Here is a 9,504-nt window from a genome sequence, read left to right on the forward strand (position 1 = left end):
GGCGCTTGATCTCGTAATAAAGTAGTTCGCAATCGCTGCTGTGTGGGTTGGAAGCGGGGATTTGACGCAGCTCCCAGGCGTTTGAAACGTATTTAAACGCGCTCTCTACCAGAGCTCCAGTCGGGCAGACCGCCGCGCTCTCGCCGTAGTTTACGCAATCATCATTTTCATTTACCCGCGCGATTAGGCTTTTTTGCAACTTGTTCCACACGGCGTAGGCGTCTTTGGGCATCGCGTCCTTTTGCTCCTTACTAAGCGCGTCTCCGCCGCGCGGGACGAGCTTAAACGCATCTACGCCCAAGCGGTCCTTCGCGGCGGTGATACAGCGCTCGCAGACGATACAAAGGCTAGGATCGTAGCTTAAATACCCCCAATCCTGCACCTCGCGCGCCGTATCGCGGATAGCGTAGCTTTGAGTATTTGTGCGCATCAGATGGGCTAAATTTTGAAGCTCGCACTCGCCGCTTTGATCGCAAACCCCGCACGCCATCGGATGGTTGATGCAATAAACCTGCGTGATCGCCTCGCGCTCGGCGTCGATCTCTGGGCTACGGCTGTAAATGACCATGCCGTCTTTGGCTTTGGCATTGCAGCTATAGACGCGCTTGCCGTCCGCTTCGACCATACAAAGCCTGCATGCGAGCGTCGGCGTACCGCCGCTTAGATAACAAAGCGCAGGGATAAAAACGCCGCAGCGACGCGCGACCTGCAAGATATACTCGCCCTCGTCGCACTCGCAAGCTTTACCGTCGATCGTGATCTTTGCCATTTTAAACCTTAGAAATTTCGGCTAGTTCGAAATTATAACCGCCAAAGCCCTGCCCGCCCGAGCCCAAAAGCGCGATCGTGCCCTTTAGCTCCTCATCCAAAATAAATTCTTTTTCCAAATTTAGGTGCGGCGTTTTGATGCGGACGCGATCGCCGCCCTTGATCTTTGCGACCATGCAAAAATACCTTCCGCCGATGAGCCGCTCGTCCGCATCGTGTTTGAAAACCACGGCGCCGTCGAAATTCTCAGGCTCTTTAAGGGGGCTTAAATTTACCCGCCCTTGCGCGTCCAAATCCGCTCGCTCGCCGCGTAAGCTTAAAATTTTAACCCCAAACTTCGCCGCTATGAGAGATAGAAAGGCTTTGATATTTTCGGCGTCGGGATGAGTTTTAATGAGCGCATCGTCGATTAAAAGCGCGTCGCAGCCTCCCCGTAAAAACTCCGCGATCTGCTCGATCTCCTCCTCGCCCACGCTGCTTTCGCCGCTTAGATACTCCAGATCCAGATCCGCAAAATATTGCTCGCCGCAAAAACTAGCGCAGATTAGCGCCAGCACGAAGCTTTGCGCGCCGATCTCGCATTTTATCAACTCGCCCGGAAGATGCGGGTCTTGCAGCGGCGATACGCTTAAAATTTCAGCGCTCTTAAAATCTTCTGCAAGCGCGGGATTTTGCAGGCTAAGCAGCGACGCGAAATTTAAAATTTTCATCCTCTCCCCTTTTTGGCGACGACCATCCAATCGACTTGGTTATAACGAATCGAGCTTAAAAGCGTGGAATTTAGCCCCTCCACCAGATCGGCGCTTTTTTGAACCGCGCTGAAATCGCCCATCTCAAACATAAAGATCATCGTCTCGCCGCGAGCGGAATTTTTTAAAATTTCGCCCATGCGGTTTAAAAATTTATCGCCCAGATGCCTCAAATCGTAGCGTTTCATCGATCCACCTCGCCTAAGATAATATTCGTGCTGCCGATGATCGCCGCGGCGTCGGCAAGATACTGCCCGGGTAAAATTTCTTCGTAAATCGCGCAGTGCCAAAAGCTCGGCGTGCGGATCTTAAGGCGGTACGGGCGGCTTTGCCCCATCGAGCGAATATAAAATCCAAGCTCGCCCTTAGGACTCTCGCTCGCGGCGTAAATTTCGCCCGCCGGCGGGCGTAAACCTTGCGTAACCAGCACAAAATGCTGCATCAGCGAGTAGTTTTGCGTCATGATCTGCTCTTTGCTAGGATTTACGTAAGCGGGGTCGATCGCTAAAATTTGCGGATCGCTCAGCGGATAGTGCTTCGCGCACTGGCGCAAAATTTTAAGGCTCTCGCGCATCTCCGCCATATAGCACTTATAGCGCGCGTAGCAGTCGCCCTCGCTCGCATACGGCACGTCGAAATCAAGCTCGTCGTAGATGAGGTATGGCTCTTCTTTACGGATATCCCAAGCATGCCCGCTAGCGCGGAGCGTCACGCCGCTACAGCCGCAGCTAAGAGCGTCTTCGTGCGAGATCACGCCCACACCCTCGGTTCGCATTAGCCAAATTCTATTCGTATCGAGCATATCTTCAAATTCTTTAATATCGCTAGGGAATTCGTCGCAAAATTTCAACATCTCTGCTATCCAGCCCGCAGGCAGATCCAAAAACACGCCGCCGATTTTGATATTATTGTGCGTAAGACGTGCGCCGCAGTATTTCTCTATGAGATCGAGTATGTATTCGCGCGAGCGAAAGCAGTAGAGAAACACCGTCATCGCGCCGATATCAAGCGCGTGCGTACCCAAAAACAGAAGGTGCGAGCTGATGCGATTAAGCTCCAATAGGATCGTGCGGATGATCTGCGCGCGGCGCGGCACTTCGATGCCGCAGAGCTTCTCGACCGCGGCGCAAAAGCCGTAGTTGTTCGAGCCCGATGCGATGTAATCGATGCGATCTGTTACTGGGACGAACTCCGCGTAGATCATATTTTCTGCCATCTTTTCGATGCCTCGGTGCATGTAGCCCACGCCGGGGCGGGCTCGCACGATGCGCTCGCCGTCAAGCTCCAGCACGAGCTTTAGCTGGCCGTGCGCGCTTGGATGCTGCGGACCGAAATTTAAGATCATATTCGCGCCCTCGCGCTCGTACTCGATGTTTTCGAAAAACGGTCTTAGCTTGCTTGGATTTTGCATTATTTTCTCTTTGTGATGATCTTGTAAATTCCGCGTTTAACGCGTTTTACGAAGCGCACGCCGCCCTCTTCTTGATATTCTTGTAAAATTCTTTCTTGCGGGCGCGGCTCGCCGTAACCGCTCTCGTGGTAGAGTCGCGCGAAGTTAAAGGTATCTTTTTCGTTCACGAATGCGGAATTTCGGTTCTCTTCGCCGATCCGCTCACGTGCGCCGACCCCAAAAATTTTATCCACCTCGTACCACTTGGCAAACTCGTCTCCTTGCAGCGGATAGGATTTCAAAAGTGGGTGTCCGAACCAATCATCGGGCATTATTAGGCGCGCCAAGTTCGGATGAGCCTCTATCCAAACGCCCATCATATCGTATAGCTCGCGCTCCGCCCAGTTCGCGCTTTTATAGATGCCCGCAGCGCTTTGCAAAAAGCTCTCATTCGGCACGAAGCACTTTAGCCGCGCGCGGCGCGCTCTTTTGATATCCAAAAGCTGATAAAAAACCTCGATGCCGCCGCGAGCCTCGGTAAAATCCACGCCGCTTAGCTCGCATAAAATTTCATATCCCGCGCTCTTAAGCGCACGCAGCGCCGCTAAATTTTGCGCAGGCTCTACATAAAGCACAAGAGTGTTAAATTCCACGTATGAGTTTAAAATTTGGATGCCTTCAAGCGCGTCTAGATCGTCTTTAAAATCGCTTTCGTTTACGCTGGATTTAGGCGTTTCCTCGGGAATGAAAAATCTATCTTTGTAGTAATTTTTTTTACTCTGATCGCCTTTGGGATTAAATTTTCTCATCAGATCAGCCTTTTTGCTTTCTGCGCGCGGCGCGGGGTTTGGGTGCGGATCTTTTTTTGCAGCACCATCATCGCAAACTGCAGCGTCTCGGGGCGCGGCGCGCATCCGGGCAGATAGATATCCACGGGCACTATGCGGTCGCAGCCCTGCACCGTAGCGTAGGTATTAAACATCCCTCCGGTATTGGCGCAGCTGCCCATGCTGATGACCCATTTGGGCTCGGGCATCGCGTCGTATAGGCGGCGCGTAAACTCGGCGTGCTTTTTGCTAAGCGTGCCTGCGATTATCATCACATCCGATTGCTTGGCGCTTGCGCGAAATATCGTGCCGAAGCGGTCAAAGTCAAATCTGCCCGCGCCCGCCGCCATCATCTCGATCGCACAGCACGCAAGTCCGTACGTCATCGCCCACAAAGAGTTGCTCCTGCCCCACGCGATCAGTTTATCGACGGTGGTAAGAACTACGGGAAGCCCGTTTTCGCGCGCGTAGTTTATCTTATGCTCTGCCAATTTAGCGCTCCTTTTTTCCAGGCGTAGATGAAACCGATGCCTAATAATACGATGAAAAACGCCATCTCTACAAGCCCAAACACGCCTAAAATTTTAAAATTTACCGCCCACGGAAACATAAAGATAATCTCGACGTCAAAAAGTATGAAAAGCACGGCTATCAAAAAAAAGTGGGAGTTCATTCGGTTGGGCTGTTTGACGGCCTCGGGGCCGCTTTCGTAAATTTCGCCCTTTAGCCGCTCGTCGCGTCTATCTGCCAAACGCGAGCCTACCAAAGAGGATAGTTTAACGATGAGCGAAAAAACGCAAAAAGCTAGGATTAGCATTACGAATATTCCGAAATACGGGCTTTGCAGCGGAATTCTAGACATTTTTCGCCTCGGTTTTAAAATTTAATGTGGATTGTAACGAAGTATTGATTTAATAAAGCTTAGCGCGCGCCACTAAATTCGCTTTTAAAATTAAAATTTATATACCTCGCCCGTGCGATTTAGTGGGGATTAAGGCGCGTGTGGTAAAATTTCGCGGATTTTAAGGGAGAGCTATGAAATCTAGCAAGATAAGTCTCATTTTCTACGGCATATTCTGCGGCGTAACAATCTATTTTCTTATCTGGGGATTCGGTTTTATAGGAAGCGGCGATAAAATGCTATTTTTAGTTTCGGTATTTTTGGGCATCTTTATGGCCTTTAATATCGGCGGAAACGATGTGGCAAATTCCTTCGGCACCAGCGTCGGAAGCGGCACCCTTAGTATCGCGCAAGCCCTTTGTATCGCAGCGGTATTTGAAGCAAGCGGCGCGGTAATAGCAGGCGGCGAAGTAACCTCGACGATTCGCAGCGGCATAATCGATCTTAGCAAAATGGACGTGCATCCTAGGGATTTTATCTACGTAATGATGAGCGCGCTTTTTGCGGCGGGCGCGTGGCTGCTTTTTGCCAGCAGAAAGGGCTTGCCCGTATCTACTACTCATGCGATAATCGGCGGTATCGTGGGCTCGGGGCTTACGCTAGGCGCCCTGCTTAATACCGCAGAGACTTCCGCATTGTGGCTCGTGCAGTGGGATAAGATCGGCAAAATAGCGATCTCTTGGGTACTCTCGCCGATTTTGGGCGGAGTGATCTCCTTTGGAATTTTCTGGCTTATCAAACATTATATTTTGGATTACAACCGCTACGCTCAAATAAAGATCGACCGCATAAAGCGCGAAAAAAAATCCCTCCGCAAATTGCATAAAAAGACCTTCGAGACCCTGGACGACATTCAAAAGATCGCCTATGCAGAGGCGCTAAATCACGATATTTACGCGATGCGCGATCCCGATTTCGACCCAAGCGAGCTGGATAGCGAGTATTATAAAAAGGTGATCGAGCTTGACGCTAAAAAGAGAAGCTCAAATCCCACAAGGCCCAAGAGTACGGGATCCCCGCCGTAGCCGGTATCGGAGCTTTCGTGATCTCGGCGATGCTGATATTTAAGGGGCTGCATAATCTAAATTTCGGGCTTACGAATTTTTACAACTACCTCATCATCGGTATGTCGACGCTGATTACCTGGCTTTTGATGTTTATTTTCGCTAAAACCCTGCGCCGCTCAAATTTAAACAAATCCGCGTTTTTGATGTTTAGCTGGCTGCAGGTGCTCACCGCTAGCGGCTTTGCCTTTTCGCACGGCAGCAACGACATCGCAAACGCCGTAGGTCCGTTTGCCGCCATCATCGATACGATGGCTACGAATAGTATCAATCCCTCCACTCCCGTGCCGCAGCAGATTATGATAATGTTCGCAGTAGCCCTCATAGCGGGGCTTTGGTTCATCGGCAAAGAGGTGATCGCCACCGTAGGCACCAATCTTACGAAAATCCACCCAGCCTCGGGCTTTAGCGCCGAGCTCGCAAGCGCCGTCGTCGTCATGGCGGCATCGGTGCTGGGGCTGCCGATCTCCTCGACCCACGTGCTAATCGGCGCGATTTTAGGCATCGGCTTGGTAAATCACAGCACGAACTGGTCGCTGATGAAGCCGATCGGGCTAGCGTGGATCATCACCCTGCCCGTCTCGGCGCTGCTTTCGGCGTTTGCATTCGTACTTTTGCGCCACGTATTTTAGGCTAAATTTAAAGATCCGCTCCCTTAAATTTTAAAATTTCGCAAAATTCTACGCAGGCTAAATTTTAAAATTTTACGGCGCCGAAGCGAGTAAATTTTGCAGCTCCTCTTGCGACCGCACACCGCATAAAACTCGCTAGTGGCGGCACAGATTTCGCCCACATGCCCTGTAAAATTTAATAAAATTTTAGCTACAATCGCGCTTTTAAATTTAGGAAAGCTATGAGTAAAGCAGAAATTTTCAGATCCACCCTCGCCGTGATGATGGGCTACGTGCCGCTGGGGCTGGCGTTTGGTATCTACGGCATCAGCCAAGACCTGCCCGTATGGGCACTGGCGCTAACCTCACTGCTGATCTACGCAGGCAGCGTGGAATTCGTGCTGATCGCCTTCATCGTAACCCACGCCTCGCTCGTAGATACCTTCGTCGTGGCATTTTTGCTAAATTTTCGCCATTTTTTCTACACGATGTCGCTGCTGGACGAGCTGCGCTTCGTGCGTCATAAAATTTACGCCGTATATGCTCTTACCGACGAAACCTTTGCGCTGCTAAAAGCGCGCGCGTTTTTGCGCCCCGAGGAGCTTAGCGGCGAACAGCCCGTAACGCCGCAAAGGCTAAAAGAGCTTGATCTGCTCTATAATCTAACCGCGGTTTTAAATCATTCCTACTGGGTCGCGGGCGTCGTCGTAGGGGCTGTTTTGGGAGCAAGCTTGAAGCTTGATTTTAGCGGAGTCGAGTTTAGCCTGACGGCGCTTTTTGCAATGCTAACCTATGAGGTTTTTAAAGCAAATCCGCAATACAAAGTGCTATTGCTGGGCTTTGCCTGCGCGTTTGCGGGGCTTTTTATCTTTCCTACAAAATACTTTTTATTCGGCACTCTGATTTTCGGCACTGCGGTTTTGCTGCTCTTTCGTAAATACTTCGAGCGACCTTCGCGCACGGGACGCAGGCTGCGAAAATTCCTAAAAAGGAGCAGGTAGTGGAAATTTTGCCCTATATCTTTCTGGCCTCGCTCGCTACGATTTTGACGCGATTTTTGCCGCTGCTGCTTTTTAAGAAAAAGACCGCGAGTCCAAGCTTATCGTATCTGCAGAAAAACTCGGGCCTTTTGATAATGGTCGTTTTGACGATCTATGCGCTTAAGACGATGCTGCCTAGCTTTTCGGGCGAGCGAGCTTTCAGCGCGGACGCGCTGCAAACGGCAATGCTGCTATTTTGCCTGATTATGGCGTTTGTCGTGCATGCTAAATTTCGCAATTCGCTCGTTACCATAGCGCTTCCTACGCTAATGTATATGGCGGCGCTGCGCTTTTTATTAAATTATTGATAAATTTATAAGTTAGTTTTCGATAAACTTCAAAAATTAGTTTTTAAGTTTAAAAAAGGTTAAAGTTTTATGAATTTTATCAGTCAAATGGTGCATAGCTTCGCCAAAAAATACGCCGCCGAAACTATGCAAAAATCCCTATACAACTCCCTTAGAATCGACATCACGCAGGAAAATATCGCTAAAATTCCAAATCCCGATAAAAAATATATGCTCTACATGCACGTGCCCTTTTGCCACACGTTTTGCCCGTACTGCTCCTTTCATAAATATGCTTACGAGCGCGGCGCGTGCAAGGCGTATTTTAGCGCACTACGCGTAGAGATGCAGCGCACGAAGGACGCGGGCTACGACTTTGAGACGCTTTATGTCGGCGGCGGTACGACGCTCATCGACGAGGAGGAGTTAGCGCGCACGCTGGAGCTTGCAAAGTCGCTTTTTAGCATCAAAGAGGTCTCGTGCGAGAGCGATCCCAACCACATCGAACCTGAGAGCTTGCTGCGATTTCGCGGGCTAATAGATCGCCTAAGCGTGGGAGTGCAGAGCTTTGATGATGATATTTTACGCAAAGCTTCGCGCTACTCAAAATTCGGCTCGGGCGAAATTCTGCAAGAAAAGCTATCCCGAGCGGTCGGAATTCTACCGATTTTAAGCTTGGATCTGATCTTTAACTTTCCATTTCAAACTCGCGAAATTTTACTTCGCGACATCGAAGCGGCAAAGGCGGTAAAACCGGAGCAGATCACGCTGTATCCGCTGATGAAATCACCTTTGATGCGCGATCAAATAGCGCGAAGCCTCGGCGTTAGCAATGTAGATCACGAGGAGGAATTTTACTCCATCATCTGCAAGGAATTTTCTAGTTGGCACCGCAGCAACGCGTGGGCTTTTGCTCGCAAAAAATCGAGCATCAACGACGAGTATGTAGGCACAAACCACGAATACGTAGGCATCGGAAGCGGCGCGTTTAGTTTCCTAGGCGGCAGACTGCTCGTAAATGCGTTCAATCTCGAAGAGTACGCAAGCAGGGTGCAGAAAAACGAAAGCACCGTCATCGCCACCTGCGATTTTAGAAGATCCGAACGCGCAAAATACCTCTTTTTGACCGAGCTTTTTAACGGCGAGATCGATATCGCTAAATTTAACGCCGCGAACGATTTAAGCCTGCGCCGCGAACTGGGCAGAGAGCTTAGCCTGCTGAGGCTTGCAGGAGCCGTGCGGATCGAGGGCGAGATTATTCGTACGACGGAATTTGGGGCATACTTGTGCCTTGTTTTGATGAAGGAATTTTACACCGGCATGGACAAAGTGCGCGCGGCGTTTCGCGACGACGCCAAGATTAAGCGCGCAAAACAGCTCATCATTATGAACGAAAACGAATCCGCCGCAGCTGGCGCGGCAAAAAGCGAGATAGCGTCGTAAATTTTGCCCCCAGCCGCCGCTACTAGCGCTTGGGCGCACCCGCGACTTGAGCGCAAATACCGTCCGGCATTAAAACACAAACGAATTTTTGATTTCAAAATTTAGGAAACGCCACGATGAAACGCAGAATGATCAAGCTATTCATTTTATTTCTGTTTTTTGTCCTTGTATTTGAGCTCGTCGGCAATCTTTTTAACTTCGGCCGCTTCCCGTTTCATAAAAGCTGCGAGCCGTTTATGATGATAAACCGCCATATAACCGGCGATTCAAACGATGAGTGCATAATGCAGCTTATAGAGCAGGGCAATAAAAGAGATCTTTCGCTATATTACTATAAAACTAAATTTAATCTTGAGGAGCCGTTATCCGAACTGGACGAAAAAGCTATCAAATTTTTAAATATCCCGAGATCGGAGATAATTAC

13 protein-coding genes are annotated in these 9,504 nt (G+C 50.0%); 6 read left to right on the top strand and 7 right to left on the bottom strand.

The annotated features are described in order from the left end of the window. The 7 genes from Q0256_RS00275 to Q0256_RS00305 form a co-directional block, all read right to left on the bottom strand. A partial coding sequence (locus tag Q0256_RS00275; protein WP_297958967.1) for a 2Fe-2S iron-sulfur cluster-binding protein occupies window positions 1–769 on the bottom strand: 769 nt, incomplete at its 3' end. A 1-nt stretch (window position 770) separates the two neighbouring features. Further along, window positions 771–1,478 (bottom strand): hypothetical protein, encoded by a 708-nt coding sequence (locus Q0256_RS00280; protein ID WP_297958969.1) that lies wholly within the window; start codon window positions 1,476–1,478, stop codon window positions 771–773. Next, on the bottom strand, window positions 1,475–1,705 hold the full coding sequence (locus tag Q0256_RS00285; RefSeq protein WP_177386790.1) for an NADH-ubiquinone oxidoreductase subunit E family protein: 231 nt from the start codon (window positions 1,703–1,705) through the stop codon (window positions 1,475–1,477). The genes Q0256_RS00280 and Q0256_RS00285 overlap by 4 nt, the downstream gene beginning before the upstream one ends. Then, the gene (nuoD, locus tag Q0256_RS00290) at window positions 1,702–2,928 is read right to left on the bottom strand and encodes an NADH dehydrogenase (quinone) subunit D (RefSeq protein ID WP_297958971.1); all 1,227 of its coding nucleotides are present in this window, start codon (window positions 2,926–2,928) and stop codon (window positions 1,702–1,704) included. Before nuoD ends, Q0256_RS00285 begins: the two co-directional genes overlap by 4 nt. After that, window positions 2,928–3,716, bottom strand: a complete 789-nt coding sequence (locus Q0256_RS00295; protein WP_297958973.1) for an NADH-quinone oxidoreductase subunit C — start codon at window positions 3,714–3,716, stop codon at window positions 2,928–2,930. Before Q0256_RS00295 ends, nuoD begins: the two co-directional genes overlap by 1 nt. After that, a complete protein-coding gene (locus tag Q0256_RS00300) occupies window positions 3,716–4,225 on the bottom strand; it encodes an NADH-quinone oxidoreductase subunit B family protein (protein ID WP_005869772.1) in 510 nt (169 codons plus the stop codon). Before Q0256_RS00300 ends, Q0256_RS00295 begins: the two co-directional genes overlap by 1 nt. After that, on the bottom strand, window positions 4,207–4,596 hold the full coding sequence (locus Q0256_RS00305) for an NAD(P)H-quinone oxidoreductase subunit 3 (RefSeq protein WP_005869774.1): 390 nt from the start codon (window positions 4,594–4,596) through the stop codon (window positions 4,207–4,209). The genes Q0256_RS00300 and Q0256_RS00305 overlap by 19 nt, the downstream gene beginning before the upstream one ends. 173 nt (window positions 4,597–4,769) lie before the next feature. Here Q0256_RS00305 and Q0256_RS00310 point away from each other — a divergent pair, with 173 nt between their 5' ends. The 6 genes from Q0256_RS00310 to Q0256_RS00335 all read left to right on the top strand — a co-directional run. Beyond that, the gene (locus Q0256_RS00310) at window positions 4,770–5,660 is read left to right on the top strand and encodes an inorganic phosphate transporter (RefSeq protein ID WP_297958975.1); all 891 of its coding nucleotides are present in this window, start codon (window positions 4,770–4,772) and stop codon (window positions 5,658–5,660) included. A gap of 17 nt (window positions 5,661–5,677) precedes the next feature. Then, window positions 5,678–6,331: an inorganic phosphate transporter gene (locus tag Q0256_RS00315; RefSeq protein ID WP_297958977.1), complete on the top strand. Its 654-nt coding sequence runs from the start codon at window positions 5,678–5,680 to the stop codon at window positions 6,329–6,331. 221 nt (window positions 6,332–6,552) lie between these two features. Then, window positions 6,553–7,311, top strand: a complete 759-nt coding sequence (locus Q0256_RS00320) for an AzlC family ABC transporter permease (RefSeq protein ID WP_297958979.1) — start codon at window positions 6,553–6,555, stop codon at window positions 7,309–7,311. Continuing rightward, window positions 7,311–7,658 (top strand): AzlD domain-containing protein, encoded by a 348-nt coding sequence (locus tag Q0256_RS00325; protein ID WP_297958981.1) that lies wholly within the window; start codon window positions 7,311–7,313, stop codon window positions 7,656–7,658. Before Q0256_RS00320 ends, Q0256_RS00325 begins: the two co-directional genes overlap by 1 nt. A gap of 69 nt (window positions 7,659–7,727) precedes the next feature. Continuing rightward, complete coding sequence (locus tag Q0256_RS00330) at window positions 7,728–9,080, top strand: coproporphyrinogen III oxidase family protein (protein WP_297958983.1); 1,353 nt, start codon at window positions 7,728–7,730, stop codon at window positions 9,078–9,080. Window positions 9,081–9,196: 116 nt separating this feature from the next. After that, a partial coding sequence (locus tag Q0256_RS00335; protein WP_297958985.1) for a hypothetical protein occupies window positions 9,197–9,504 on the top strand: 308 nt, incomplete at its 3' end.

It is taken from the genome of uncultured Campylobacter sp. (assembly GCF_937949835.1).
Taxonomy (GTDB): domain Bacteria; phylum Campylobacterota; class Campylobacteria; order Campylobacterales; family Campylobacteraceae; genus Campylobacter_B.

Coding starts and splice junctions, on each gene's coding strand:
- Q0256_RS00280 (WP_297958969.1), bottom strand. CDS start 1,478: ATGAAAATTTTAAATTTCGCGTCGCTGCTTAGCCTGCAAAATCCCGCG.
- Q0256_RS00285 (WP_177386790.1), bottom strand. CDS start 1,705: ATGAAACGCTACGATTTGAGGCATCTGGGCGATAAATTTTTAAACCGC.
- nuoD (WP_297958971.1), bottom strand. CDS start 2,928: ATGCAAAATCCAAGCAAGCTAAGACCGTTTTTCGAAAACATCGAGTAC.
- Q0256_RS00295 (WP_297958973.1), bottom strand. CDS start 3,716: ATGAGAAAATTTAATCCCAAAGGCGATCAGAGTAAAAAAAATTACTAC.
- Q0256_RS00305 (WP_005869774.1), bottom strand. CDS start 4,596: ATGTCTAGAATTCCGCTGCAAAGCCCGTATTTCGGAATATTCGTAATG.
- Q0256_RS00310 (WP_297958975.1), top strand. CDS start 4,770: ATGAAATCTAGCAAGATAAGTCTCATTTTCTACGGCATATTCTGCGGC.
- Q0256_RS00320 (WP_297958979.1), top strand. CDS start 6,553: ATGAGTAAAGCAGAAATTTTCAGATCCACCCTCGCCGTGATGATGGGC.
- Q0256_RS00330 (WP_297958983.1), top strand. CDS start 7,728: ATGAATTTTATCAGTCAAATGGTGCATAGCTTCGCCAAAAAATACGCC.